27 protein-coding genes are annotated in these 26,323 nt (G+C 66.8%); 18 read left to right on the top strand and 9 right to left on the bottom strand.

Features of this window, described 5'->3' with window-relative positions; translation table 11 throughout:
• Positions 1–32: 32 nt before the first annotated feature.
• Genes ACPOLB_RS26680 through ACPOLB_RS26715 form a run of 8 tightly spaced genes read left to right on the top strand, consistent with a single transcriptional unit; the run spans position 33 to position 6,148 of the window.
• Complete coding sequence (locus ACPOLB_RS26680; RefSeq protein ID WP_425259097.1) at positions 33–1,037, top strand: alpha/beta fold hydrolase; 1,005 nt, start codon at positions 33–35, stop codon at positions 1,035–1,037.
• A 25-nt stretch (positions 1,038–1,062) separates the two neighbouring features.
• Positions 1,063–1,860: an alpha/beta fold hydrolase gene (locus tag ACPOLB_RS26685; protein ID WP_425259098.1), complete on the top strand. Its 798-nt coding sequence runs from the start codon at positions 1,063–1,065 to the stop codon at positions 1,858–1,860.
• 17 nt (positions 1,861–1,877) lie between these two features.
• On the top strand, positions 1,878–2,816 hold the full coding sequence (locus tag ACPOLB_RS26690; protein WP_425259099.1) for an alpha/beta fold hydrolase: 939 nt from the start codon (positions 1,878–1,880) through the stop codon (positions 2,814–2,816).
• A 4-nt stretch (positions 2,817–2,820) separates the two neighbouring features.
• Positions 2,821–3,486, top strand: a complete 666-nt coding sequence (locus ACPOLB_RS26695) for a hydrolase (RefSeq protein ID WP_425259100.1) — start codon at positions 2,821–2,823, stop codon at positions 3,484–3,486.
• 5 nt (positions 3,487–3,491) lie between these two features.
• Positions 3,492–4,211 (top strand): nuclear transport factor 2 family protein, encoded by a 720-nt coding sequence (locus tag ACPOLB_RS26700; RefSeq protein WP_425259101.1) that lies wholly within the window; start codon positions 3,492–3,494, stop codon positions 4,209–4,211.
• Complete coding sequence (locus ACPOLB_RS26705) at positions 4,208–5,083, top strand: pirin family protein (protein ID WP_425259102.1); 876 nt, start codon at positions 4,208–4,210, stop codon at positions 5,081–5,083. Before ACPOLB_RS26700 ends, ACPOLB_RS26705 begins: the two co-directional genes overlap by 4 nt.
• Positions 5,084–5,111: 28 nt before the next feature.
• On the top strand, positions 5,112–5,705 hold the full coding sequence (locus tag ACPOLB_RS26710) for an acyloxyacyl hydrolase (protein ID WP_425259103.1): 594 nt from the start codon (positions 5,112–5,114) through the stop codon (positions 5,703–5,705).
• Between the two features lie 47 nt (positions 5,706–5,752).
• Positions 5,753–6,148, top strand: coding sequence for a RidA family protein (locus ACPOLB_RS26715; RefSeq protein WP_425259104.1), 396 nt, complete (start codon positions 5,753–5,755; stop codon positions 6,146–6,148).
• A gap of 12 nt (positions 6,149–6,160) precedes the next feature.
• Here the strand turns inward: ACPOLB_RS26715 and ACPOLB_RS26720 are convergent, their stop codons facing one another.
• Positions 6,161–6,601 (bottom strand): SRPBCC family protein, encoded by a 441-nt coding sequence (locus ACPOLB_RS26720; RefSeq protein ID WP_425259105.1) that lies wholly within the window; start codon positions 6,599–6,601, stop codon positions 6,161–6,163.
• 213 nt (positions 6,602–6,814) lie between these two features.
• On the opposite strand from ACPOLB_RS26720, the gene ACPOLB_RS26725 reads away from it, so the two are divergent.
• From ACPOLB_RS26725 to ACPOLB_RS26750, 6 genes are all read left to right on the top strand, one after another.
• Positions 6,815–9,349, top strand: a complete 2,535-nt coding sequence (locus ACPOLB_RS26725; RefSeq protein WP_425259106.1) for a winged helix-turn-helix domain-containing protein — start codon at positions 6,815–6,817, stop codon at positions 9,347–9,349.
• Positions 9,350–9,675: 326 nt separating this feature from the next.
• The gene (locus ACPOLB_RS26730) at positions 9,676–10,452 is read left to right on the top strand and encodes a LuxR C-terminal-related transcriptional regulator (RefSeq protein ID WP_425259107.1); all 777 of its coding nucleotides are present in this window, start codon (positions 9,676–9,678) and stop codon (positions 10,450–10,452) included.
• 147 nt (positions 10,453–10,599) lie between these two features.
• Positions 10,600–13,368: an ATP-binding protein gene (locus ACPOLB_RS26735; protein WP_425259108.1), complete on the top strand. Its 2,769-nt coding sequence runs from the start codon at positions 10,600–10,602 to the stop codon at positions 13,366–13,368.
• Positions 13,369–13,631: 263 nt separating this feature from the next.
• Positions 13,632–14,393, top strand: a complete 762-nt coding sequence (locus tag ACPOLB_RS26740; RefSeq protein WP_425259109.1) for an SDR family NAD(P)-dependent oxidoreductase — start codon at positions 13,632–13,634, stop codon at positions 14,391–14,393.
• A gap of 55 nt (positions 14,394–14,448) precedes the next feature.
• Positions 14,449–15,414: an SDR family NAD(P)-dependent oxidoreductase gene (locus ACPOLB_RS26745; RefSeq protein WP_425259110.1), complete on the top strand. Its 966-nt coding sequence runs from the start codon at positions 14,449–14,451 to the stop codon at positions 15,412–15,414.
• Positions 15,411–16,064, top strand: coding sequence for an NADPH-dependent F420 reductase (locus ACPOLB_RS26750; protein WP_425259112.1), 654 nt, complete (start codon positions 15,411–15,413; stop codon positions 16,062–16,064). The genes ACPOLB_RS26745 and ACPOLB_RS26750 overlap by 4 nt, the downstream gene beginning before the upstream one ends.
• 87 nt (positions 16,065–16,151) lie before the next feature.
• On the opposite strand, the gene ACPOLB_RS26755 is transcribed toward ACPOLB_RS26750, so the two are convergent.
• Together ACPOLB_RS26755 and ACPOLB_RS26760 are read right to left on the bottom strand one after the other, a co-directional pair.
• Positions 16,152–16,631, bottom strand: coding sequence for a hypothetical protein (locus ACPOLB_RS26755; RefSeq protein WP_425259113.1), 480 nt, complete (start codon positions 16,629–16,631; stop codon positions 16,152–16,154).
• A 6-nt stretch (positions 16,632–16,637) separates the two neighbouring features.
• Positions 16,638–16,853, bottom strand: coding sequence for a hypothetical protein (locus ACPOLB_RS26760; RefSeq protein WP_425259114.1), 216 nt, complete (start codon positions 16,851–16,853; stop codon positions 16,638–16,640).
• A gap of 237 nt (positions 16,854–17,090) precedes the next feature.
• Here ACPOLB_RS26760 and ACPOLB_RS26765 point away from each other — a divergent pair, with 237 nt between their 5' ends.
• Together ACPOLB_RS26765 and map are read left to right on the top strand one after the other, a co-directional pair.
• The gene (locus ACPOLB_RS26765; RefSeq protein ID WP_425259115.1) at positions 17,091–17,621 is read left to right on the top strand and encodes a DUF4148 domain-containing protein; all 531 of its coding nucleotides are present in this window, start codon (positions 17,091–17,093) and stop codon (positions 17,619–17,621) included.
• Between the two features lie 95 nt (positions 17,622–17,716).
• Positions 17,717–18,463 (top strand): type I methionyl aminopeptidase, encoded by a 747-nt coding sequence (map, locus tag ACPOLB_RS26770; RefSeq protein WP_425259116.1) that lies wholly within the window; start codon positions 17,717–17,719, stop codon positions 18,461–18,463.
• A gap of 770 nt (positions 18,464–19,233) precedes the next feature.
• On the opposite strand, the gene ACPOLB_RS26775 is transcribed toward map, so the two are convergent.
• The 6 genes from ACPOLB_RS26775 to ACPOLB_RS26800 form a co-directional block, all read right to left on the bottom strand.
• Positions 19,234–19,749 carry a GNAT family N-acetyltransferase gene (locus tag ACPOLB_RS26775; RefSeq protein WP_425259117.1) on the bottom strand — a complete coding sequence of 172 codons (516 nt, stop codon included), beginning with the start codon at positions 19,747–19,749 and terminating at the stop codon, positions 19,234–19,236.
• A 111-nt stretch (positions 19,750–19,860) separates the two neighbouring features.
• A complete protein-coding gene (locus ACPOLB_RS26780) occupies positions 19,861–20,328 on the bottom strand; it encodes a DUF7482 domain-containing protein (RefSeq protein WP_425259118.1) in 468 nt (155 codons plus the stop codon).
• 263 nt (positions 20,329–20,591) lie between these two features.
• Positions 20,592–20,945 (bottom strand): hypothetical protein, encoded by a 354-nt coding sequence (locus ACPOLB_RS26785; RefSeq protein WP_425259119.1) that lies wholly within the window; start codon positions 20,943–20,945, stop codon positions 20,592–20,594.
• The gene (locus tag ACPOLB_RS26790) at positions 20,942–21,883 is read right to left on the bottom strand and encodes a DMT family transporter (protein WP_425259120.1); all 942 of its coding nucleotides are present in this window, start codon (positions 21,881–21,883) and stop codon (positions 20,942–20,944) included. Before ACPOLB_RS26790 ends, ACPOLB_RS26785 begins: the two co-directional genes overlap by 4 nt.
• 26 nt (positions 21,884–21,909) lie before the next feature.
• Positions 21,910–22,443, bottom strand: a complete 534-nt coding sequence (locus ACPOLB_RS26795; protein WP_425259121.1) for a carboxymuconolactone decarboxylase family protein — start codon at positions 22,441–22,443, stop codon at positions 21,910–21,912.
• 37 nt (positions 22,444–22,480) lie between these two features.
• Complete coding sequence (locus tag ACPOLB_RS26800) at positions 22,481–23,230, bottom strand: glucose 1-dehydrogenase (protein ID WP_425259122.1); 750 nt, start codon at positions 23,228–23,230, stop codon at positions 22,481–22,483.
• 44 nt (positions 23,231–23,274) lie between these two features.
• Between ACPOLB_RS26800 and ACPOLB_RS26805 the strand changes: the two genes are divergently transcribed.
• Positions 23,275–24,273, top strand: coding sequence for a LysR family transcriptional regulator (locus ACPOLB_RS26805; RefSeq protein ID WP_425259123.1), 999 nt, complete (start codon positions 23,275–23,277; stop codon positions 24,271–24,273).
• A 1,143-nt stretch (positions 24,274–25,416) separates the two neighbouring features.
• Positions 25,417–26,244, top strand: a complete 828-nt coding sequence (locus tag ACPOLB_RS26810) for a PEP-CTERM sorting domain-containing protein (RefSeq protein ID WP_425259124.1) — start codon at positions 25,417–25,419, stop codon at positions 26,242–26,244.
• The last annotated feature ends 79 nt before the right edge of the window (positions 26,245–26,323 follow it).

Consider the following 26,323-nt stretch of genomic DNA (forward strand, 5'->3'; position numbering starts at 1 on the left):
GTCAGCCCGGCCGAGCCCACCCAGGAGTTCCCATGAGCACCAACGAAAAAGTCCCGTTCCTCCCCGATCCGTCGCGCCGCCAACTGCTTGGCGGCAGCGCACTCGCCGTGGCCGGTCTCGGCCTGCCGCTGTCGGCCCTGGCCGAAACCCTTCCCTCCACCCGATCCGCCGCACGCGGCAACCAGAAAGGACGACCGACTATGAGCAACACCATCGTCACCAAGGACGGCACCCAGCTCTACTACAAGGACTGGGGCAACGGCCAACCGATCGTCTTCAGCCACGGCTGGCCGCTGAACTCCGACAGCTGGGAAGCACAGATGCTGTTCCTGGCGTCGCGCGGGTTCCGCTGCGTGGCCCACGATCGCCGCGGCCACGGTCGCAGCAGCCAGCCCTGGGGCGGCCACGACATGAACACCTACGCCGACGACCTGGCCGCGGTGATGGACAAGCTCGACCTGAAGAAGGCCGTGATCGTCGGCTTCTCCACCGGTGGCGGCGAGGTTGCGCGCTACATCGGCCGCCACGGCACCAAGCGCGTGGCCGGCGCGGCGCTGATTTCGGCCGTGCCGCCGCTGATGCTCAAGACTGCGGCCAACCCGGGCGGCCTGCCGATGGACGTGTTCGACGGCATCCGTGCCGGCGAGCTCGCCAACCGCTCGCAGCTCTACAAGGACATCGCCTCGGGCCCGTTCTTCGGCTTCAACCGGCCGGGCGCAAAGGTCTCGCAGGGGCTGATCGATTCTTTTTGGTCCGCGGGCATGCAGGCCGGGCACAAGGCCACGTTCGATTGCATCAAGGCGTTCTCGGAGACTGACTTCACCGAAGACCTGAAGAAGTTCGACGTGCCCACGCTGGTGCTGCACGGCGACGACGACCAGATCGTGCCGATCGACGCGTCCGCGCGTGCGGCAGCGAAGCTGGTCAAGAACGCCAAGCTGGTCGTCTATCCCGGTGCGCCGCACGGCCTGGCCGACACGCACAAGGACAAGCTCAACGCCGACTTGCTCGCCTTCGTCAAGGGCCTTAGCGCCTGACAGCACAGCCCACAAGGAGTTCGGCATGTTTCCTTTCAAGCTTCTCGTTCCCTTCCTCGGCGCCACGGTGATGGCGACCGCTGTCGCCCAGGGTGCCGGTTCGTCCGTGCCGGCCGATGCCACCACCGTCGTCCTGGTGCACGGCGCGTTTGCCGACAGCGCGAGCTGGAACGGCGTCGTACCTCGCTTGCAGAAGCAAGGTCTGCGCGTCGTGAGCGTCGCCAACCCGCTGCGAACGCTCATCGGCGATGCCGGCTACCTCGGCAAGCTGATCGACAGCATCCCCGGTCGCGTGGTGCTGGTCGGTCATTCGTACGGCGGTGCCGTGATCTCCAACGCCGCTGGCGCCGCAACCGGGCGCCGCAACGTCAAGTCGCTCGTGTACGTGGCCGCCTTCGTACCCGACGCGGGCGAGACCGCGCTGGCCCTGGCGGGCAAGTTCCCCGGCGGCACGCTCGGTGAAGCGCTGGCGCCGCCGGTGGCGCTCGCGGACGGCGGCAAGGACCTCTACATCCAGCAGGACAAGTTCCACCAGCAGTTCGCGGCCGACGTGCCCAAGGCCGCCGCGGCCTTGATGGCCGCCACGCAGCGACCGATCGCGGAAGCCGCGTTGACGCAGGCCTCCGGCGCGCCGGCGTGGAAAGACCTGCCCTCGTGGTCGATCTACGGCACCGCGGACAAGAACATCCCGCCGCAGGCGATGCGCTTCATGTCGGAGCGCGCGGGCGCGCGCAGGGTGGTGGAGGTGAAAGGCGCGTCGCACGTTGTCATGGTGTCCCACCCTGACGAGGTGGCCGCGCTCATCGTCGAGGCGGCGCGCTAGCGCCAGGAGCCGCCGCCATGAAGCGCGAGCCTCTCACCGCCGCCACCGCCGCCAGTCCTCGGTTGTCGTTCCACCACGCGTTAGTCGATGGCGTGAAGGTCTTCTACCGCGAGGCCGGTGATCCGGCCGCGCCCACCGTGCTGCTGTTGCACGGCTTTCCCACGTCGTCGTTCATGTACCGCGATCTGATCCCCATGCTGGCGGACCGGTACCACGTGATCGCGCCGGACATGCCGGGCTTCGGGCTTACCGAGGTGCCAGAGGAACTCGGGTACGTGTACAGCTTCGACCAGCTGGCCTGGACGATGGCCCGCTTCACCGAGGTGCTCGGCCTCGACCGCTACGCCTTGCAGGTCTTCGATTACGGCGCGCCCGTTGGCTGGCGCCTGGCCGCCGCGCGGCCCGAGCGGATCACCGCGTTGATTACGCAAAACGGCAACGCCTACGAGGAAGGCCTGGCCGATGGCTGGATCCCGATCCGCAAGTACTGGAACGATCCTTCCCCCGCCAACCGCGAGGCGGTTCGCCAGTTCGTGACGCCCGAAGCGATCAAGTGGCAGTACACGCACGGGGTCGAAGACCTGAGCCGCGTAGCGCCCGACACCTACCTTCTCGACGCAGCGCTCACCGCGCGCCCAGGCAACGTCGAGATCCAGCTCGACCTGTTCCTCGACTACGCCAGCAACGTCGCGCAGTACCCGCGGTTCCAGGCGTACTTCCGGCAGCACCGTCCGCCGATCCTCGCGGTGTGGGGCAGGAACGACCCCTTCTTCCTGAACGCCGGCGCCGAAGCCTTCCGGCGCGACGTGCCGAGCGCGGAAGTCCACTTCTTCGACACCGGGCACTTCGCGCTGGAGACGCACCTGCACGAGATCGCTCCTCTGGTCCGGAGTTTCCTGGACCGCCACCTGACGCGGCCGACCTTGGCCGCCCAACCCCAACCCATCCAAGGATGAAATCATGAGCTTTCGAAATGGCCTTTCCTCGCTTCTTCGCCCCGAAGACTCGGTCGTCGTGCTGATCGACCACCAGCCCTACCAGCTCTCGAACCTGAACAGCCACGATCCGCACATGGCGGTGAACAACGCCACTGCGCTGGCGAAGGCCGCCAAGGTCTTCGGCGTTCCCACCATCCTGACGACCGTCGTCGCCGATCGCGGTGGCCGCATCTTTCCGCAGATCACCGACGTGTTCCCCGGCCAGGAGGTCATCGACCGCACCTTCATCAACACCTGGGAGGACCGCAAGGTGGTGGACGTCGTCAAGGCGACCGGCCGCAAGCAGCTCATCCTGGCCGGCCTGTGGACCGAGGTCTGCGTGGCGATGCCGGCGATCCAGGCCCTCGGCGAAGGCTGGGATGTGACGGTGGTCACCGATGCGTCCGGCGCCGTGTCGGTGGAGGCACACGAGGTGGCCATCCAGCGCATGCTCGCGGCCGGCGCGAACATGATCACCTGGCTGGCGCTGGCCGCCGAGTGGCAGCGCGACTGGGCACGCGTCGAAACCGCAGGCGCGCTGGTGGACGTGATCATCCAGCACGCTGCCGGCAGCGGCATCGCGTACCTGTGGGAGCAGCAACTGCTGAACACGCCGGTGCCCGGCAGCGCCGAGCAAGCGAAGCGGTGATGACGATGAGTCGCTTCCCCATTGGCCAGGAGATGACCGTCTCCTACCCGAACTTCCAGGTCAGGATGACGCTGCTGTCGATGACGCAGCTGAGCTTCGAGATCAAGGAAGGGCCCTTCGCGCGGGTCGAGACCGTCGACATCCAGGTCGTACCGCTCGGCAACAGCCTCTTCGCCGTCAGCTGGCAGGAGAAGGACGGCGCGACCGTCACGAACGTGCAGGACCACGACCGGGGTCTGATCCACTCGTTCGCGACGCTGCCTGGCGGCCGGTTCATGCGGATGACCGGCACCTTCGCGGTCACCCGACCCGCGGAGCGTGTCTTCGACGATCGTCCCCAGCGCAACAAGGCGCTGGTGATCGAGGCGATGACCTCGCTGTTCCAGCGTCACGATGCTTCGGCGGTGGAGCGCCTCTACGCGGCGGACTACATCCAGCACAACCCGAGCATTCCTCAAGGTCGAGAAGCCTTGCGCTCGCTCGTCGCCGACCTCTCGCCCGCCGTTCACTACGAGCCCGGCCTGATCGTCGCCGAAGGTGATCTGGTCGCCATCCACGGCCGCATTCGCGGCTGGGCCGACGCACCGCAGGTGGTGATCGATCTCTTCCGGATCGAGAACGGCAAGCTGGCCGAGCACTGGGACGTCCTTCAGAACGAGGTGCCGGCGACCACAGCCCGCGGCGGCATCGCGATGTTCGATCCCGAAGAGGGGCAGAGACCTTGATCGAGCTGGTCATCGAGCAGCGACGTCGCAGTCTGGGCGGCGGTATGGAAGTCGGCCGCGTGCTGCCCTTCGCGCAGCGCCGCATGATCGGCCCGTACGTCTTCTTCGACCACATCGGGCCACTCGACCTCGCATCCGGCGTGGAACGCAGCGTCGATGTGCGGCCGCACCCGCACATCGGCCTGTCCACCGTCACCTACCTGTTCGCCGGCGAGATGATGCATCGCGACAGCCTGGGCTACGAGCAGGCGATCCGCCCGCGCGAGGTCAACTGGATGACCGCCGGCCGGGGCATCACGCACAGCGAGCGCTTCGAGCGCGCGCGGGCGCAGGGCGATCATCTGCACGGCATCCAGGCCTGGGTCGCGCTGCCGACGGAGCACGAGGAGGTGGCGCCCAGCTTCTCGCACCATGCGGGTGGTGACCTGCCGCAGTGGCAAGACGGGGGGGTGCATGGGCAGCTCGTCGCCGGCAGCGCCTGGGGCCTGACGGCATGCACTGCGACGCACTCGCCGCAGTTCTACGCTCACTTGGACATGGTGCGTGGCGCGACGGCGGAGATTCCCACCGGCCACGCCGAGCGAGCGCTGTACATCGCGAGCGGGGCGGTGGAACTCGGTGGCGCCACCTACGGCGGCGGCAAGATGCTGGTGCTCGGCGCGGCTGCCTCGCGTGTGCGCGCCGTCGAGCATTCGGCAGTGATGCTCCTCGGTGGCGAGCCAGTCGGCGAACGCTTCATCTACTGGAACTTCGTCTCTTCATCGAAAGACCGGCTGGCGCAGGCGGCGGCGGACTGGAAGGCGGGGCGCATGAAGCTGCCCGATGCCGACGATGCCGAGTTCGCGCCCCTGCCTGAAGAGCCCGCGCCATGAGATTCGCCGGCAGCGACAAGGAGATGGTGTGAAGCGACGACCGGCGCAAGGCCGCGTGGCCGCGTCCGGCGTGGCGCGCGCGCTCGCCACACTGGTGGTGGCCCTGCTGGCAGCAGCGTGGCAGATTGCGGTGGCCGATGAGCCACTCGCCCGCCAGGCGTTCGTGCAGGCGGGTTTGGCGGAGGGCGCGCAGGCCGTCGTCGCAGGCGTGACGCAACCTTGGCAGTGGCAGCGCGAACTGGCGTCTGGAGGCGCCCTGAGCGGCTACTGGGAAGCGTCCGCCGGCCGCTGGCTCAGTGACCTCGAAGACGGTGGACGCAGCGGCGCGTGGGTGACGCAACTCGCACTGACGCCGGTGTTGCGCTGGCGACCGCGAGCGTGGGAACGCGGCTTCGTCGAAGGCGGTGTCGGCGCCAACCTGCTGCTGCCGCTGTACCGCAGCCGCGACAAGCGCTTCAGCACGAGCTTCAACTTCGGCAGTCACGTGGCGGTGGGTTGGCGCTTTGGCGAGCGCCGCCAGCACGAGATCGCGCTGCGACTTGAGCACTTCTCCAACGCCGGCATCCGCGATCCGAATCCGGGCGAAGACTTCGTGCAGTTGCGCTGGGCGTGGCGCTTGTGATCACGCACGACCGAAACGCCGCTTTCAACCCTTCAAGGAGAACTTCGATGACTCAGCGTGACGTCGTCTTCCCTCTCGGCCGCCAGGCGCTGTACGACAAGAACCGATATTCGCCAGCGATCCGGTCCAACGGCTTCCTGTTCGTGTCCGGCCAGGTCGGCAGCCGCGAGGACGGCTCGCCCGAGCCAACGCTGGAGGGGCAGGTCCGCCTTGCCTTCGACAACCTCAATGCGATCCTCGCGGCCGCCGGCTGCAGCTTCGACGATGTGATCGACGTGACCGTGTTCCTCGTCGACCCGGCGCAGACCTTCGAGAAGGTTTGGCCGATCGTCGGCGAGTACTGGGGCTCCGCACCGCACCCCACGCTGACCGGCATCGGCGTGACCTGGCTGTACGGATTCGATTTCGAGATCAAGGTGGTCGCGAAGCTGCCGGCTGAATGACGGGGTTGGCAGTCAGGCCTGCGCCTCGGCGCGCGCCTGGAGCGCTCGGTTCATGGCCGCGAACCCGCGCTCGGTTCCCGCCCGCATGGCGCCGCGGAAGACCAAGGGCACCAGCAGACCTCTGAAGACCTCGCCGTGGACGAAGTGGACCGTTCCGGGCGAAGGTTCGCTCAGCGCAAAGTAGTGCTCACCGTCGAAGATGCCCGGTGCGAGCAACCGGCCTTTCCAGCGAAGCTCTTTGCCCGGCTCGAAGATCAGCAGCCGGGGCTTGAACGACATGGGCTTGCCTCCCTCCGGCTGCACCGTGACGTGCAGCGGGGACCCTGGTGCTTGCGACCCACGGATGGACCGCACGAAAGGGTTCCATGCCGGGTACGCCGGGAAGTCCGTCAGGACGTGCCACACGGCGGCGGGCGAAGCGGCAATGTCGATCTCGGTGCGGATGTGTTCCATGCCTCTTGGACGATGGTCGGTTGGCTGCGATCCGTGAAGGCAGCCACTCAGGGCCAGCCTTAACAACGATTAACGGTCCTTGCGACGCCCGGTGCGCCAGCCGGGCTTAGATTGCTTGTGACTCGACGAGCAAGGACTTTGATGCCCACCGGAGCTGGAACCACAGCCGCACACGAAAGGCAGGTTCATTCACCCGCCTTCGTCTCCGAACCTGTGAAAGGCTACATCTTCGGCAACGTGGAGGTGCGTCCAGGCCAACGCCAGGTCCTGTTGGACAAGCGCCCAGTTCCGCTGGGCTCGCGCGCCTTCGATGTGTTGACGGTTCTTCTGGAGAACCAGCACCGCCTGGTGACGAAAGAAGAGTTGCTCGACAAGGTCTGGCCGGGCGAGGCGGTGATCGAGCACAACCTGGTCGTTCAGGTGAGTGCGCTGCGCGGACTGTTGGGCCGCGACAGCATCGTCACGGTTCCCGGCAGGGGTTATCACTTCGTGGCCGGGCAGCCAGCGGGCGGGGGGCCGAGCGCTCCGCCAGCCCCTCAATCCGACGGGGCCCGCGCGACCAACTTGCCTCCGGTGTTCGAGCCATTGGTGGGGCGTGCGGCAGACAAGGCGTTGCTGGCGACGTTGGTCAGTCGGAACCGCCTGGTCACCGTGACCGGTGCGGGTGGCGTCGGCAAGTCGCAACTGGCACAGCAACTCTTGCACGCACAGCGTGGCGATCATCCGGACGGTGTGGCGTGGGTGGAGCTTGCAGGGGTCTCCGGCGGAGCGCAGGTCGCCGAAACCATGGCGCGGGCGCTGGGCCTTCAGCTCGGCAGTGGCGGCGCGGAACAAGCCCTGACCGTCGCGCTGGCGCCTCTGGTCATGTTGATCGGCCTGGATAACGCCGAGCATGTTGTCGATGAAGTGGCGCGCCTGGTTACTGCGATCGTGGTCGCGGCTCCGGGCGTGCGGCTGCTCGTCACCAGCCAGGTGCCGCTGAATCTGGCGCATGAGAACGTCCTACGACTGGAGCCTTTGGAGCTTCCCGATCCCACCATGACGGCCAGCGAGGCCGAGGGCCTGGCCTCTGTCGAGCTCTTCGTCAGGCGCTCGCGGGCGCGGCAGCGAGACTTCGTGCTCGACGATGGCAACGTGTCGGGCGTTATCGAGATCTGCCGTCGCCTGGACGGATTGCCGCTGGCCATCGAGCTCGCGGCGGCCCGCGTGCCGGTGTTGGGCGTCGCTGGCATCGTGCAAGGGCTGGGCGAGCGGCTGCGCCTGCTGGCTGGCATGCGCCGTCAGGCGCCGCTTCGGCACCGCACACTGCGGGCAGCACTGGAGTGGAGCATGTCCTTGCTGGATGCCGCCGAGCTCGGGGTGCTGCGCCGTTTGAGCGTCTTCGCCGGGAGCTTTCCACTCGACATGGCGCAGCAGGTGGCGGTGGACCCGGACAACGGGGTTGAGGAATGGGCCGTGCTGGACGTGCTGGGCAGCCTCGTGGAGCGCTCGCTGGTCGTGGCGTTGTGGGGAGAACCCCCGCGTTATCGCCTGCTGGAGTCCACTCGTGCGCTGGCGCTCGAGCGACTGGACGCGGCTGGTGAGACCACTCTTGTCAACAACCGCCACCTTGACGCTGTGCTGAACCGGTTCAGCCGCGGGTACGAAGATCGGTACAGCGGTCGCCGTCCGTTTGATCTGGTGGGGGCATCGCTGGAGCCAGACATCGATAACGCGCGCAGCGCGATGCGATGGGCGCTGGCGACGCGGCCGCAAGCGGCAGTGGCTCTGATGCACCCGTTTCACAGGGCGCGGCCCGGCGATCACTTTGCCGACTCGCGTGATCTCTGGGAAATCACCGAGTCATTGTTGAACAGCGATGTCGATCCCCGCACTCGGGCTCGCTGGCTGACGGGCTCGGCCGCGTTCTGGGGGAGGTTGCATCCGGCGAGGGCGGTTGCCAATGCGCAACTGGCGATTCCGTTCTTTCGCGAGCACGGCCCTGACTGGGAGCTGTTCTTCGCGCTCCATGGCGCCGTGGCCTCGCGGCTGAATCAAGACGCGGCCACCGAGCCGCAGGAGTTGCGCGAGATGGAAGCCTGCACAACCGAAACCTCGCCGCCGATCATGCGCCACTGGGCCGCTTGGTCGCGCGCCAACTTCCTCCACACGGGCGGTGACCCGGCTGGTGCACTGAAGGCATACAGACGGGCTCAATCCTTCGGCCACTCCGCGGGCTATGGCGCTGCGGCTTGGCGTTCGGCGGTTGCGATCGCGGACCTGACTCTGCTCGCGGGTGACATTGACGACGCCGTGCGTCAAGGCGAGGCGCTTGTCGAAGAGTTGAAGTCCACTCGACGACGCGATCTCTACGCCTATGGTCTGTTGAATCTGGCGGGCGCCTGCCTCGCGCAACGCTCGCACGAGAAAGCGCGACGTGCGCTAATCGAACTGCTTCCGCTGGCGTTTCGTCAGTTTGATCACCGCACCTTGGTGTCGGTCCACTTGTCGTCCTATGCCGCTGCCGGCGGGGAAGGCGCTGCGGCCGGCCGCTTCATCGGCTATGTCAACGCGCGCGTGGTCGCCACTGGCCTTCAGCTACAGGGCAACGAGGCCACCGCACGGGCGAGTGCACAGCGGCTGGCCCACGCTCAGCTTGGCGATGCCGCCTTTAGGGAAGCGCTCTCGGTCGGCGAGCTCATGAGCGACGCTGAGATCGAGCGCCTGGCCCGGCAAGTTCTGAATGCAGCGGGTACACGTCCGACCTGAGCTCTGACCGGCTCGGCTACCGAGGCGTCGTCAGCGATCGGCGTTGCCATCGCCTTGCATCAAGTTGGTGCAGGGGCGGAGCGGTGTCACATCCGGTTGCCGCCACGACCGAACACGGTTAACCGGCTTTGACAGCGCTTGAGGACTTGGCTGAAGTGCGTCGCTAGATTCATGTCGATCCGTAGGTGCCATGGCGGCCCTACGACACATCGGCGACTCGATTCGCTGTGGGTTGACAGGAGAGACGACGTGTACCGAACTGTTCGAACCCTTTGCAACCTCGCCCGGGAGCTCCCCAAAAGCGACAGACACCGACGGGGGTGGCCATGACCACGCTCTTCCAACCCCTTCGTGTCCTCGCGCGTCATGGCGATCCGCTGATGGCCGCAGGCATCCATGCCGCGTTGATGGAAGCTCCCGGCGTCGAGGTCGTCAAGGCCGGTGACAGCTCTTCTTTCCCAGACGCCGAAGTCGTGATCTGCGACTACGACAGTGGAATGGCGTGGGCGCGCCACGGCAGGCTGCGCTCAGCGGCGGTTCGACAGGCGCCCGGCATCATCGTCATCACCTCGCGCGACAGCGAGGCCGACGTGCGCACGGCGCTGCAGGCCGGCATCGGCGGCTATCTGCTGAGCAACTGCGGAGCGAACGAACTGGTGCAAGCCGTGCGCGCGGTGGGCCGCGGCTCGCCTTACCTCTGCGAAGTTGCCGCAGCGCTGGTGGCGAAGAGCCTCACACGCACGCCGTTGACGATGCGCGAGAGCCAGATCCTCCGCTTGATCGCCAGCGGCATGTCGAACAAGCTGATTGCGTCGCATCTGAACATCGCGCTGGGTACGGTGAAGGCACACGCCCGGACGATCCTCGACAAGCTGGGTGCGCGCAGCCGTACGCAGGCGACTGTGATTGCTGCCCAACGTGGCCTGCTCGGCCCCGATTCGCCGCTGCGGTCGGCCGCAGTCCCAGCCGGGCGAGCCGAAGAGCAGTACATCACCATCGACGTGAACGGCCTTGGTCCGTCATCAACTCAGTCTCGGTCAGGTGGCTTCCGTGATGCGGCAGCGAAGCGCAGCTCTGGCGGCGCTGCCTGCGAGTCTTCGTGACTCTGCCAGCGCACCAATCTGGCTCGTGCGAAGACGCCCATTTCTACAAGAGGACCGTGACTCTGACCATGCAAACGTCGTGGTCATCCGACTCAGGCGCGCGGGGTCGGACACTACCGGATCGTGTTCGCGATTTGGGGTGTACGCGTGGCACAGCCGCAAGCCTGGCAATTCGGAGCCTTCACGCTTCTGCCGACGCAGCGCTTGCTGCTCGACGGAGAGGCGCCGGTACGCGTGGGCGGTCGCGCCTTGGACCTTCTGATCGTCCTGGTTGAAGCCGCAGGCAAGGTCGTCGGCCGAGACGAACTGATGGCCGGCGTGTGGAAGAAGGTGGTCGTCGACGAAGGCAGTCTGCGAGTCCACGTCGCGGCGCTGCGGCGAGCGCTGGGCGACGACGGGGACGCTCGGCGCTACATCGTCAACGTCCCGGGTCGCGGCTACTCGTTCGTCGGGAACGTCTCGCCTGTGGCGTCCGCCGGCCTTACCGAGGCGTGGTCGAAGCGGGTCGAGGGGCTCAGCTTCCTCCCACCATTGCTGGTCAACGTGGTCGGCCGCGACGATGCGATCCGCGACGTGGGCCGCATCGTCGCAGAGCACCGGCTCGTGAGCGTCGTCGGTGCAGGTGGCGTCGGCAAGACGACAGTTGCGCTCGCCGCGGGTGCGCAACTGGCGCCGCGCTATCGGGACGGCGCGCGCTTCGTCGATCTCGCGCCACTGACCGATGCGCGTCAGCTTGCGAACGTGTGGGCCCATGCCGTCGATCCATCGCAGCCCGTGTCGGACGAGCGCGACCTGGGTGCGCTGCTGGCGGACCGGCAGCTCTTGATCGTGCTCGACAACTGCGAGCATGTCGTGCAGGCCGCCGCCAAACTGGTCGAAGTCGTCCTGGCTGCGGCACCGGGCGTGCATGTTCTGGCGACCAGTCGCGAACCGCTGCGCGCGACGGGTGAGTGGGTCATCCGGCTACCTTCGTTGGAACTTCCGCCCGCTTCGGGACTACTGACGGCACAGCAGGCCAGCGCGTTTGCCGCGGTCCAGCTCTTCACCCGGCGTGTCGCCGCGAACGGTGCGGGGTTTGCCTTCACCGATGAAGATGTGCCTTACGTCACCGAGATCTGCTGGCGCCTCGACGGCATCCCGCTGGCGCTTGAGCTTGCTGCGGGTCGGGTCGCACAGTTGGGTCTCCGCGGCCTGTCCGAGCGGCTGGAGGACCGCTTCGCCCTCCTTACGAAGGGGCTGCGAACGGCGCTGCCACGGCAGCAGACGCTGCGCGCAGCCCTTGATTGGAGTTACGAGCTGCTGTCCGAACAGCAGAGGGCGGTACTAAGGCGCCTGTCGATCTTCGCGGGATCGTTCTCCTTCGACTCTGCGGTTGCAGTCTGCGAGGACGACGTCTTGGCCGACCCGTGCGACTCGCTCGACGAGTTGATGCTGAAGTCCTTGTTGACGGTCGACACGGCTGGCGACATGACACGGTATCGCCTGCTCGAGACGACCCGTGCCTATGCCCTCGAAAAGCTCAACGACGCGGGTGAACTGGTGGCGGCGTCCCGCCGTCATGCGCATCACGTGTGCAGCGTCTTCGAACGCCTGGAAGCCGACTCGCCGCTCTATGGCGCCGCATGGGATGCGGGGCGTGCACGGTGGATGGACGACGTCCAACGCGCGGTGCAGGCAAGTTTCTGCGTCCTGCGTGATCCGGACCTGAGCCTGAGGTTGCTGGGGGCCACCGCCTCGGTCTGGTACCAGCGCTCGTTGATGGACGAGTACCGGACGCGGGCCGAGGAGGCGCTCGACAAAGCGGGCGATCTGGCCGAGCAGTCTGGGGCGAACTTGATGCGCCTGTGGTACGCGCTCGTCCTGTGCTACTGGTACACGCGGGGGCCGGGCCCCGACATGGCCCGGGCAGCCAGACAAGCCTACGACCTCGCCCGCCGACTGGGCGACCGCGACTTCGAGCGTTTGTCCCTGTGGGGGCTGTGGCAGGAGCGCAATGGATCCGGCGCCTATGCCGAGGCGCTTGAGTTGGCGCGGGAGTACGCAGCCGTGACGCCCCCCGGTACCGAAGCCGAGGCAGCGATCTTGGGCAGGCGCATGCTGCAGTGGTCGATGCACCTCATGGGTGAGCAGGAGTCGTCGCGGCGGGAGGCGAATGTCGCGCTGAGCCTCATCCGCCAGATCGACCATCGCGGCGCCCTTGGCCGATATCAGCTCGATCCCGACGCGGCCATCAACGCAGCCCTGTCACAAGCCTTGTGGGTTGGAGGTTTTCCTTCGCAGGCGCTCACGGTGGCTGCGAAGGCGGTCCAGTCCGCAAGGTCGGTACAGCATGCCTTGTCATTGTGCTTCGCCCTGTTCTGCCAATGCACGGTCTTGTTGTGGTGTGGGCGCTGGGTAGAGCTGGGCCGACAGGCCGACGCACTGATCGACGTGTCGGCGGACCGGCGCCTGGGCCTCTGGAAAGCCTGGGGTCAGACTTTCAAGGATGTTCAGGGCTATGGTGCGGAGGGTGTGGTCGCACCTGATTGGCGCAATCCGGTTTGCGGTCTGCTTCAGATCGAACTGATGGCGACGGTCAGTGACGAACTGCTCGACGGCGAGGCCCTGCTCCGCACCGAGACGGGCCAGTGCCCCTGGTGCGCGCCGGAGGTGCTCCGAGCGCACGGCGAGAAGCTGCTGCGCCAAGGCTCGGCGCAGGAAGAAGCGGAGCCTTGGTTCGTCCGCGCTCTGGATCTGGCTCGATCGTCCAAGGCGCTCTCTTGGGAGCTGCGGGCGGCTACGAGCCTGGCCCGATGCTGGTCGAGACAGGATCGGCGAGGCGATGCCGAGGCGTTGCTCGCTGGCGTGTTGGAGCGCTGCACGGAAGGCTTCGACACCTTGGATGTGCAGCGTGCCCAAGAAGGACTGCGCAGCTGACGAGGATGTCGTTGCACGTACGCTGGTGGACGTCGAGGCGGAGTTCGGCAGAGCGTGGTGACGGCCCAGCTGCTTGCAGCTCGCGACAACGCCAAGCGGAGAGGCGTCGAAGTAGTCCCAACGGTCTAGAACAGTTCCTGCCTTCGTCGCGCTGCGGCGATGCGCCACGCGTTCCAAACTGACGGTGTCACAAGTTGGCTCCGAGGTTCCAGCGTCTGTCGAACGCGGGAATCCAGCCATCCGGTTCTCACTTTCTGGAGTTCATGATGCCGTCTCCTTTGAAGGGCAAGGTCGCACTCATCACCGGCGGTTCGCGCGGACTTGGCGCCGCGACGGCCGGGCAGTTGGCCGAGCTCGGTGCCGACATCGCGATCACCTACCTCGCCTCCGCCGCAAAGGCGCAGGCCGTGCTCGAGCAGGTGAAGGCCAAGGGTGTCCGGGCGCTGGCCATTCAAAGTGATCAGGCGGACACGGCGGCAGCCAAGCACATGGTCGGCCAGGTGCTCGCGCACTTCGGTCGGCTTGACATCCTGGTCAACAACGCAGCCATTGCCGTGCAAGGCAAGACGGTGGACGATCCGGCGCTCGACACGGTCAATCTCGACCGTCAGTGGCAGATCAACGTCATGGGTGCGGTGGCCACGACGCGCGCCGCAGCGCCCGTCCTGTCCGACGGTGGTCGCATCATCTTCATCGGCTCGCTGTTGGGTACCCACGTTCCGTTTGCCGGAGTCGCCGACTACGCAGGCAGCAAGGCGGCCCTTGTCGGCTACGCGAAAGGCGTGGCACGGGACTTGGGCGGCCGAGCCATCACCGTGAACGTGGTGCAGCCGGGCATCATGCCGACCGATATGGCCGCCGAGGCTCTTGGCAGTGCTGTTCCAGAGGCGCTCTTGAACCTGCACACGATTCGCCGCATCGCAACGCTCGAGGAAGTGTCTGCACTGGTCTGCTTCCTGGCCGGCCCGAGCGGGGCCTACATGACCGGCGGCGTGATCGACGTGTCCGGCGGCCTGACCATCTGAGCATGGCGAGTCAGCAACCGATCCATTCGACATGCAGCGTCCACAGGACCGAGGAATGAGCAAGCAATTTGATTCGAGATCGACCGCCGACGACGTGCTGGCAGGATTTGACCTGAAGGGGAAGCGCTTCCTCGTCACGGGCACCTCCGCGGGCATCGGCGTCGAAACCGCGCGTTCACTCGTGGCCCGAGGTGCGCGTGTCGTGGGCATGGTGAGGGACCTCGCCAAGGGCAAGGCAGCCAGCGCATCGGTGCAGAGTGCCGCCGCAGCGTCTGGCGGCAGCTTCGAATTGCGTGAACTCGATCTGGCATCGCTGAGCAGCGTGCGCGCCAGCGCCCATGAGCTGCTTGCCGACGGCGGCTTGTTCGAGGCGATCATCGCCAACGCGGGCGTGATGGCGACGCCCTTCGGTCGAACGGTCGATGGCTTCGAAGTCCAGTTCGCAACGAACCATCTGGGCCACTTCGCCTGGCTCAATCTCGTCGAGCCGCTGCTCTCCGACGGCGGACGTCTGGTGATGTTGTCGTCTCAAGCGCATCGGGTCGCTGACGTGGATCTCGACGACCCGAACTTCGCGCAGCAGGCCTACGACCCGTTCGTCGCCTACGGCCGATCCAAGACGGCCGAGACCTTGACTGCCGTGGAGTTCGACAGGCGCCATCGGCATCGTGGCATCCGGGCCGCTGCGGTGATGCCAGGAAACAGCCTGACCGAACTGCCGCGCAACTTTTCGGCAGAGCAGTTGCAGGGCCTGTTCGAGACCGTTGGAAAGGCTCGCGCCGACGCGGGGCTGCCACCCGGCGAGCTGAAGGATGTAGAGCAGGCCGCGGCGACCTCGGTCTGGGCAGCCGTCGTGGCCGACGGTGAGGAGATCGGCGGCCGCTACCTCGAAGACTGCGCGGTGGCGCCGGTCAACGACGTGCCGAACCCGTTCGCAGACGGCGTCAGGTCCTATGCGCTCGACGCCGGACGCGCCAGGCAGCTCTGGGCGAAGAGTGAAGAACTGGTGAGAGCGGCGTGACGAACATCGGCATCATCGGCGCGGGTGAGATCGGCAGCCAGATCGCGCGCGCTGCGATCAGGGCGGGCTACAAGGTCGTCGTCGCCAACTCACGCGGGCCCGAGACGCTGAGGGCGCTCGTTGCCGACCTGGGCCCCTCCGCGCGCGCGGCGACGGCTGCAGACGCCGGGGCTGCCGGCGAGTTCGTCGTCATCGCGGTACCGCTCAAACTGGTCAACGACATGCCGGTCGAGGAACTCGCGGGCAAGATCGTCCTCGACACCAACAACTACATGATCTGGCGCGACGGCCATTACCCGACGATCGACTCTGGTCAGCAGACGGTACTTGAGCTGCGCCAGCAGCAACTTCCCGCCTCCAAGGTGGTGCAGGCCTTCACCCACATCCAGGCTCCTCGGATCACGACCGCCGGCTCGCCGGCACATGACCCACGTCGACTGGCCCTGCCGACCTCCAGCAACTATCCGGAGGCGGTTGAACTGGTCACCCGCCTGTTCGACCAGTTCGGCTTCGACACGGTCGACAACAGCCCCCTCAGCGAGTCCTGGCGCACGGCCCCTGGGCAGCCGGCCTGGAGGGCGCTGCAACACCAAACGCGCGAAGAACTGGCCGCGAACATCGAAAGAGCGCAGCGAATCGTTCTGGCGTAGCGCCTGATCAACAACAGTGAATGTGGGCCGTGAGGAGCATGGCGCGATCCGCTCTGCGCGTCACGGCGGTGTTGCTTCGTGAGACGGTCAGCCCCCGCGTGCGATGTATCGGTCTGCGCGCGCTGCGGCGAACACCCGATCTGGAGCCATCTCGAGCAGGTCGATCGGGCGAGCGTGCTGCAACCAGGTGGAAGGGGCGACCCACCAGGTCGCGAGGTCCCAGGGATCGTGGCTCGGCACCAGTTCGAGAAGGACCGCCGCAACCGGCTGTTTGGTCGTGCCGCGCCCATCGAATTGGAAGTCCGGTACCCAGGTTTCGTGATTCCACGTGATGCCGAGCACCCCGCGCCCGGCGACGCGCGCGGGCAAGGCGTCGATGACCTCGGCGCTCCAAGCATGCCGGCGGATGGCCTGCGTCATCGCAAGCCTGTGCAGGCCGCCGCTGCTTCGAAAGCCATTGAGCAGTGTGATGAAGCGCCTGTCGTGCGAAGCCGCTTCGGCGAGCGGCGGAACGATCCGTGACCCGTTGCCAGCAGTGGCCAGGCCCGCTGAGACATCCACGACCATCACTGCTCACTGAACCACGAGCACCACCGGTGCCGCGAGTTCGATGCCCACCGTTGCGCGCGCGAACAGGTAGTTGACGCGCGCGCTTTCGCTGAGTCGATCCAGTTCGACGCGACCCTGGGCATCGCACGGGAAGGTGTAGCCGCGACCCGGGTTGAACAGGCCGCGGTAGCGCAGTTCGAACCGCGCGCCTTTGGTGACAAGGGGCCGATCGGTGTGCATGGCGTTGATCCTCGAATGTCGAAGGCGACAGCAACATCGCCTGATCAACAGTAGTTGCCGCGCCCGATCGCACAGCCTGCCCATGGCACAGGCGCGATCTCGGCCCAAAGGCCAGCAACGAGCTTGGCCCATCCCCTGACGCGCCTTGCGGTGTTGAGCAACACAGTGGACATCACAGGCCACTGACGCAAACCGGGTCTGTAGATCCGCTATTCACCCATCCATGAAGGACGCAACATGACCACGATCCGCAAGACTGCCCTCGCGCTGGCGCTCGCCACTGCCGCAGGCGGCGCGCTGTCCCAAGGGGCCCTCACGCGCGAGCAGGTCAAGGCCGAGCTGGCCGAGGCCATCCGTACCGGGGAGATCGTCGCCAACGGCGAGACCGGCCAGAAGCTCAACGATATGTACCCTGGCAGGTACCCGGCGAAGCCGGTCCCGCCGGGCAAGACGCGCGCGCAGGTGCGCGCCGAGCTGGCCGAGGCGCAGCGCACGGGCGACATCGTCGGCAACGGCCACTCGGGACTGAAGCTCAACGAGATGTACCCCGCCCGCTACCCGGCGAAACCGGCGGTGGCGGGCAAGACCCGCGCCGAGGTCAAGGCCGAACTCGCGGAAGCGGTGCGCAACGGCGAGATCATCGTCAACGCCGAGACGGGGTTGACGGCCAGGGAGCTTTCGCCGGGCGCCTATCCGATGCAGGCGCGCGGGCGCAAGGGTCCGTCGCAGGCGACGACGGCGCAGGGCGAAGCGCCGGCGGCCCACTGAGGTCGTCGTGAGCCCGGGTAACGCCATGCGGGTGACACCGGGCCTTCGGCCGCGCCGCGTTCTCGGGTAGCGTTGGGCTTTGCACAGGAAGTTGTATGACCATCGGGACCCAGGATGACGTCGTCGCGCTCAAGCGCATCGGCAGGATCGTTTCTTACGTACTCCATGAAATGCTCGACTCGGCCGAGCCCGGCATGACAACGCATGAGTTGGATGCCCTTGGCGCGAATTTGCTCGAGCGACACGGCGCACGCTCAGCACCCCAGCTTGCCTACAACTTTCCCGGCGCAACATGCATCAGCGTCAACGAAGAGGCCGCTCACGGTGTCCCCGGTGATCGCGTGATTCGAGCTGGCGACGTGTTGAACGTCGATGTCTCGGCTGAGCTCGGTGGCTACTTCGCCGACACGGGTGGCACGAATGTCGTGCCACCGACCAATCCGCAGAAGACGCGTCTGTGTCACGCAACGCGCATGGCGTTGGAGCACGCGATGAAGCAGGCCCGCGCCGGGCAGCCGCTGAACGGCATCGGCGCTGCGATCGAGCGAACTGCCAGGGCCTACGGATTCAAGATCATCGAGAACCTCGGCAGTCACGGCGTCGGCCGCTCGCTTCATGAGGCGCCGGAGCACATCCCTGGCTACTACGATCCGTCGGATGCCCGCGTCCTGCATGAAGGCATGGTGATCACCATCGAGCCATTCCTCTCCACGAAGAGCCGGATCGTGACCGAGAAGACTGACGGGTGGACTCTGGTCGGAGCGCGCGGAAATCTGTCGGCTCAGTACGAGCACACGATGATCATTACCCACGGCGAGCCCATCGTCGTCACGCTGCATTGAGGCGCGGCGCGGCGCGGTGCGCGCGCTTGCCGCTCTCGAGAGCGGCGGCCGGCAGCACAGCTGCTCGTCGTGCGAGACGCGCTGATACCTACGATCGTGCGGAGCGCCTGAACACCGCCAACTGCCATGCCGTCGTCGTTTCGGTCTGAGACAGATGCCCTCTCTGGAGTCGAGTCAGCCAGTTCAGTACCAGCCGGGCCAGCCGGTACTCTCCGCTGCCGTTTGCACCACGTTCCAGATGCTTCGGACGCCGGGGCTGAAGGCTGAGGCACTTAACGCCGGCGAGCAGTTGTCCGGACAGGTCTGGGACTCTGTGGGCTGGGGCCAGGGCGGTGCGAGCATCACCGACCGATCCGCGACCAGATTGCTTGCGCACGAAGGCCATGTCTGGCGTCTCGTTCCGGGCAATGAGTTTGGCGATCCGGCCGACCGCTCCGGGTCCAAACCTCCAGGTCACCGACAGCGAAAGCGGTCGTTCGATCAGCCTCGACAGGCCTCGGCGCGCTCAATGTCGGCTGCAGGCACGAGAGCGGTCACCTCATTTGGCGGATCGGCGCAGGGCGGATGACCGCTACGCGGCGCACACCGTGCATCGAGGCTCCCGCCGCCACCGACCGCAACCGCTGCGAAGCCGTCTGTCGATCTCCAGCATCCGCTTCGACACTTTCGGTTCAGCCTGTGCGTGCGAAGGCGGCGTCTGAGCGATCAATCGACCGACGACTCCTGTGGAACACGCACGCGGCCTGACTGTGTGTGGTGTCAGCGCGAGTTCAATCCTCGCGCGGCCGGCGGGCAAAGATGACCTTCGATTCGCCTTCGGAGTAGAAGTCAGGAATCCGACCACATTCTCGGTATCCCTGTGCCTCGTAGAACCGCCGGGCCTTCGCCAGTGCAGGTGCGTCGCTTGTCTCGATAACCAGTACCCGCCCGCCCTTTGACGAGACAATCTTCTCGGCGTGGCGCAACAGGTGCAGGCCCGCTCCATGTCCGTGATGATCAGGATCCACTCCGATCCACCACAGATTCCAGACACCTTCTGCATGTTGATCTGGGGCAAAGTAGGTCCACCCGATTAAGGTGCCGCCGGCTCGAAGGCGACATGCCGCGGCTTGGTGTCCCGGTGGAAGACTGTCTGAAGCGAGCTCGTCGAGCACTCCGCCCAGCAAACCCTCTGCCTCCTCGGGCGTGAACAGCCCGGTGCGCACTGCGATTCCAAGAAGCGCATCTCGGTCTTGGGTCTGTGCTGTTTCAATATGCATGGCTTGCTGGATGTTGAAGTTGGTCATTGGTCTGAGTTGGGCTTATCACATTACGCCTGCACCTGTGGAGCCACAGACCCACTACCTAGGGACGGCCGCAGCGCAAACAGCTTAGCGCCCACATGGCAAGGCGCAGGGTCAGCGCCAAGCCGGCGTCGGTTCCACCCGCGCGCCCGTCAGCGACAGTTCACCATCCAGACCTACCACCGGGCAGTTCAGGATCACCTCGGTGAGCACGAGTTTCACGTCGCCCCGCTCCTCGGCGTCGAGCACTGACTCCTCCGAGCGCAGTTCGCGCGGTGTGCGGCCGGGTTGCCACACCACTTTCACCATGCGCCACAGCGGGCTGTACGCGCGGCTGGTGCTGCCTGCACCGACCGGACTGGGCACGCTGGGAAACACCGTGGGCTGCACATACCCTTCTATCGAATAGACGCGCTCAACCGGCATGCCGCGCAGCGGGTTTCCGGGGGCGACGACGAGGTCGCGCAGGCGCGGCACGAAGTTGGCGCCCTTGGCGCGGGCGACGTCGGCGTCGGACACGTCCGTGGTGACGTAGCGCACCTTTCGACCTTCGAACCACGCGGTCTGCAGCGGCAGCGTCACCGAGCCTTGAATCCCTGCTGGGGCGGATGCGGTGCTAGCACAGCCCGCCAGACCGGCGGCGGCTAGGAGAGCGAAGGCGAAGGGGGCAAGCCTCGAGGCAACAGCGCGCATGGTTTGATCGCGGATGGGTGATGGGCAGACGAGACAAGCGGGTTGGCAGATCCGCAGCAAAGCCGAAGCCTCGCGTGCGACGCCCATCATCCGCCCAACGCGGAAGGGCATGTTCGGGAACACGGTTCCGCTCCTTGCCAAAGGGCAGCCACTCAGAACGTGATGATTTGCCGCCCTTCGAGCAACAGCTGCCTCAGGCTGGCGTGGCCGCGGTCGTCGCCCAGCATCGGCACCTGCGCGGCTTCCAACGCATCGAGCACGCCGTAGCTCTTGGCACAGTAGCGGCAGGCGCCGCGCAGCGCCGGGGCGGCCTTGCTCCAGGTGTGGTGCAGATCACTGCCCGGCACGAGCATCTCGGCGAGCGCGGTGGTGCCAGCGCCGTCGAAAACGAGTGTCACGTCGTCGCCGCCGCGGCGCAGTTCGTCGACGAACATCATTGCCCGGTATACGGCCGACTTGCCAGCCCCTTCGAGCTTCGAATAGATCACGACGGCGATGCGGTTCATGCGGTTCTCCTGGAAGCGGTGGTGACGGCGATGATCAGACCCGCCATCACGACGACAAGGCCTGCAGTCTCGGCGCCGGTGGGCACGTGGCCGAGCACCGGCCAAGCCATCAATGCCGCCAGCCCAGGCGCCAGAGCCGGGAAGACGGCGGCACGCGCCGGCCCGAGCAGGCGCACCATGGTCGCGTAGGTGAAGAGCGTGCCGGCGCCGGCGACGGCGCCTTGCACCAGCACCTCGGTCCACAGCACCGTGGCGCTCGCGGCGGCCAGGCGGGCGGTGCCCTCCAGGGCCAGGTACACCGGCACGTAAGTGAGCAGCGCCGACACCGAGATCACGGCCGTCGCCAGCAGTGGGTCCAGCCGATGTCGGCGCAGCAGGATGCCGAAGCCCGCCCACAGCGTGCCAGCGGCGACGAACATCGCGTCGCCCATGAGCGCCCGGCCGCTGAACGATGCCGCGTCGACGCCGCTCAGCAGCACCAGCCCGGCCAGCACGACGCCGATGCCGAGGCCCTTGCGCGGCGTGAACCGGTCGCCCAGCACCAGCGCCGACAACACGAGGCCCGCCACGCTCATGGCCGCGAACGGGAACACGGCCGCATGGCTGGAAGGCGCGAACTGCAGTGCGCCGAACATCAGAAGGCCGAAAGGCGTGCCGGCCAGCGTGGCCACGGCCAGCCACAGGCGCCAGCGGTCGAGCAGCAGCTCGCGCTGCCGGCGCAGCGTGTGCAGCAGCAGCGGCAGCATCAGCAGGCCCGCGACGCCGAAGCGCAGGGCCGTCAGGTCGCTGGCGTGCAGCCCATGCGCAATGCCCCAGCGCGCGTAGACCGTGTACAGCGCGCCGATGCTGGCAGCGAGCAGACCGACGGCGATGCCCGCGGCCAGCCGCGTGGTCTCGGCAGGCGCGGGGGCCGGCATGGGCAGGGTGGCGGTGTTCATCGCTGGTCCTCGTGGGGCCGTGGGTGTCAAAGGGCCGGGGCGGCAGGGAAGTCCACCGGCACCTGCGTCGTGGCGTGCAGGTAGTTGGTGACCGTCTTGTCGCCGATCACGACGATGACGTCGACCAGGTTCTCGGGCGTCCAGCCGGCGTCGAAGAAGGCCTGCAGCAGCGCCGGGTCGGCGTGGCCGCGCTCGGTGGCGATGCTCTTGACGAGCTTGGTCAGCGCGTCCAGCCTGGCGTTGAAGCTGGCGCCGCCGCGGCGGATCTCGATGATCTGCTCGGGCTTGAAGCCCACCATGCCGCCGATGACGGTGTGCGCCGCCAGGCAGTACTGGCAGCCGTTGACCTGGCTGACCACCAGGTTCACCACCTCGCGGGCCTTGCCGGTGATGCTGCTCTTGGTGTTCTGGAAGGCCAGGTAGTTGCCCAGCGCGTGTTCGGACAGCGCCAGCGTGGCGTACAGGTTGGGCACCATGCCCAGGCCCTTCTTCAGCTGGTCGAAGAGGGCCTGGTTGGCGGGACTGACTTGGTCGCGGGTCGGGACTTGGATCGTGTTCATGGCGTGTGTTCCTTGAGTCGGATGAGTGGTGCAGGAGTTACTGCGCGGTGTAGCCGCCATCGACGGTGACGCTCTGCCCCGTGAGGTAGCGCGCCGCGTCGCTGGCGAGGAAGACGACGGTCTGTGCGATCTCGTCGGGCGTGGCCGCCCGGCGCGCCGGGATGGAGGCCAGGAGGCCGGCCTTGGCGGCTTCGTCGCCGCCGGTGAAGCGGTCGAGCATCTCAGTGGCCACCGGCCCAGGCGCAACGGCGTTCACGCGCACGCCGGCAGCGGCGCCTTCGAGCGCCGCGCTCTTGGTCAGGCCCTCGACCGCGTGCTTGCTGGCGGCGTACACCGAGGCGCCGGCAATGCCCACCTGGCCGGCCACCGACGAGAGGTTGACGATGGCGCCCGAGCCCTGCTTGAGCATCACGCGCATCTCGTGCTTGAGCGCCAGCAGCGTACCGAGCACGTTGGTCTCGAAGGTGGCGGTGTAGTTGTCGACGCTCTGGCCGGTGATGGGCCCGAGCTGGCCTTCGGTGCCGGCGTTGTTGACGGCCATGTCCAGGCGACCGAAGCGCTCGACGGTCTGCTCGACGAGGCTGCGCACCTCGCCCTCGATGCGCACGTCGGCGCGCAGGAACTCGGCCTGGGCCCCGAGGGCACGCAGCTCGGCGGCCAGGGCGACGCCGGCTTCTTCGCGCCGGCCGCTGACGACGATTCGCGCGCCCTGGCGGGCAAACGCCAGCGCGGTAGCGCGGCCGATGCCCGTGAGGGCGCCGGTGACGAGGACGACGGGTGCATTCATGCGGGGCTCCTGGGGTGAACGGGTTGCTATGGAGCGAACTCTGATTGCTTCCCGAAGCTTCCGGTAGCCCGGCGAAGCGCCTAACATTCATTCCAGTCCGGACTGAAAGTGCGCCTATGGACCGTCTCACCGCCATGCAGACCTTTGTTCGCGTCGTCGAGGCGGGCAGCTTCTCGGCCGTGGCGCGCGAGATGGGCGCGACGCAGAGCGCTGTGAGCAAGCAGGTGGCTGCGCTGGAGCGGGCGCTGGGTGCGCGGCTGCTGGGGCGCACGACACGATCGCTGGGCCTGACGGAGGAAGGCGAGCGCTACTTCGAGCAGGCGCGGCGCCTGGTGGCCGAGGTGGCCGAAGCGGAGTCGGCCCTGCGCGCGGGCCAGCAGCGGCTCAGCGGTTGGCTGCGGGTGGCGGCCTCGGTGGGGTTCGGGCGTCTGAAGTTGCTGCCCGTGGTGCACGAATTCCTCGACCGTCACCCCGACGTGCGCATCGACCTGCGCCTGGCCGACGGCTTCGTCGACCTGGTCGAGCAGGGGCTGGATGTGGCGGTGCGGGTCGGCAACCTCGCCGACAGCAGCCTCGTCGCACAGCGCATCGGCACCACGCAGCGGCGATTGGTGGCGCACCGCGACCTCGTGCGCCGGCTGCAGCGCAAGGGGCCGAAGCCGCCGCGGCATCCAGACGATCTGGCCGCACACGACTGCCTTGTCTACACCGAACTCGCCACGCGCGACCAGTGGACCTTCATCGCCGGCCCGGGCGCCAGCGAGCGGCCCGGCACCGAGCGCGCGGTGCGCGTGAAGGGTCGCCTGCAGACCAACAGCAGCGAGGTGATCCGCGCCGCGGTGCTGGCCGGGCGCGGCATCGGCTATTCACCGGACTGGCTGTTCGAGGCCGAGTTGGCATCCGGCGAGCTGGTCACCTTGATGCCCGACTGGCAAACACCGCCGCTGCCCATGCACCTGATCAGCCCGGCGCAAAGGCAGCACTCGGCCAAGGTCAGGGCATTCGGTGAGTTCGTCAGGGAAGCTCTGAACAGACGGCCCTGAGTTGGGACCGCGCTGCTTCCGGTTCAGACTGATTGCTGACGGTCGCGGTCGGCGCGCCAATGTCGGCGACCTTAAAGACCGGTCATTCGTAGTCGGACGCATCGACAGGTAGGTCTGCGCTCGGAACCGGTCATGCGACGCTCACCGTCAATGTGGCAAGCGTGAATGTCTGCAACCGCAGCCACCGACGGCCCGAGTTCGACCCATCGGCGACACCTGCTGGGCCGGATTCGACACCCGGAAGCGGTCGTTTCACGCTAGCCGACTGCCACAGCGCGCCCGTTGCCCCCCACAGGTAGGCGGCAGGAGGAACCCTGCAACATCGGCAAGGCGCACCCCGGTCGTTACAGGATGTGACATCGTCTCGCCAGTATCCAGTTCCGCGCTTTCAGGGGTGCACTGAAGCCTGACTCGGTGTGGCTGCCATCGACAGTCGAGTCGCCGCCGTGGTTTCGCTGACAGCCTTGATCGCGCTTCAAACACAACATCGGTTCTCGGAGTCCAACCCCATGAAGCGCCTCGCCGCCCTAACTCTTGCCGTCACTGCCGCACTGCCAGCGACGGCCGCCCCTATTTCCATCCTCTTCGTCGGCAACAGCTACACGTTTGGCCGTCTGGACCCGGTGCTGACCTACAACGCGGCGAATGTGCGTGATCTGACCAAGCCCCAGGGCCCGTTGGTCAACACCTCGACCTCCGCCACGCCCAAGTTCAGCGATGTGACTGGTACCAACTCCTACCCCGTGCCCATGCTCATCGCTCCGGGCAACGCGGGCGCGGGCAGTCAAGGCAACTCGTACTCGCCGCACACGCAGACCAACACCTGGGGTGGCGTGGCCGGCATCTTCAAGCAACTCACGGTGCAGGCTGGCCTGGACTACGACGTGGCCTTGTCCACCCGTAACGCAGCCACCCTGCGCGGCCACTTCCTCAACACCGCCAACGCCACCAATTGGGACCTGCGCGGCAACATCAGCAGCCAGTCGTGGGACAAGATGGTGTTGCAGGAGCAGAGTGACGAGGCCCTCGGGCCGCAGACCGTCGACGGTCTCCCACTAGGCTCCAACTTCCCGTTCGATTCGGGCCTATGTCGACCTGATCGAGGACTGGGTCCACACGGGCCGGCCGATTCAACCCGGGGTCATGAACAACCGCACCAACGACACCCAGTACCGAGAGCGCAACATGTACTACCTCGGCGGCACGGGGAACAACGTGGGTGGCCCTGGTGGCCAGTACGCCAACGAGGCCGCCTGCGTTGCAGCGGGCGGGACGCCGACGGATGCGGAGGGCTCCGGATCGTGTGCCAACAACACGCTGCGCACGATTCCGAACAACACGAACTTCAGAGCGGAAACCGAGATCTACCTGCAGCAGACCTGGGCCCGCCCCAATCTGATCAACGCACCGGGCGCCACCACCATCAACGGCGTCACCGGGAACGCCACCTACGACACCACCAGGCCCGTGCCGAGCTACTTCGCCACGCTCGAGGCCATGACTTCCGAGATGACCTCCGCCATGACGGACGTCGCCAACTTTGCAGACGACGACGGCACCTCGGGTATCAAGGGGATCATTCCCGTGGGCCAGGCTTTCCTGACCGCTGTGCAGTCCGGACTCGCGACCCGCAACATGTATGCGGCGGATGCGCTGACCGATGAGCTGATCGACCTCTGGTTCAACGACGGCACGCACGCCAGCGTCGCCGGTTCCTACCTCAGTGCGCTGACGAACTTCGGTTCCATCACGGGTCTGGACCCGGCGATGTTCGGCACCGGAGAGCGCGCCGCGCGCGACCTCGGCCTCTCGGCGAACGAAGCGGTGCTGCTGCAGTCCGTGGCGAGCTTCCAATTGGGCTTTCGCAACAGCGTTCCCGAGCCTGGCAGCCTGGCGCTGGTCGCCCTGGCGCTGCTGGGCATGGTTGGTCTGCAGCGGCACGCCGCGCTGGCCAAAGCGCCTCGGGCCTGAGTTCTTGCACCGCAGTCGCGTGACGGCTATGTCGCCGATGGTGCAGGACTGCTTCTGGCCGAAATGGTGATTCCGATGC

It is taken from the genome of Rubrivivax soli, from assembly GCF_049810355.1.
Taxonomy (GTDB): Bacteria; Pseudomonadota; Gammaproteobacteria; order Burkholderiales; family Burkholderiaceae_C; genus Rubrivivax.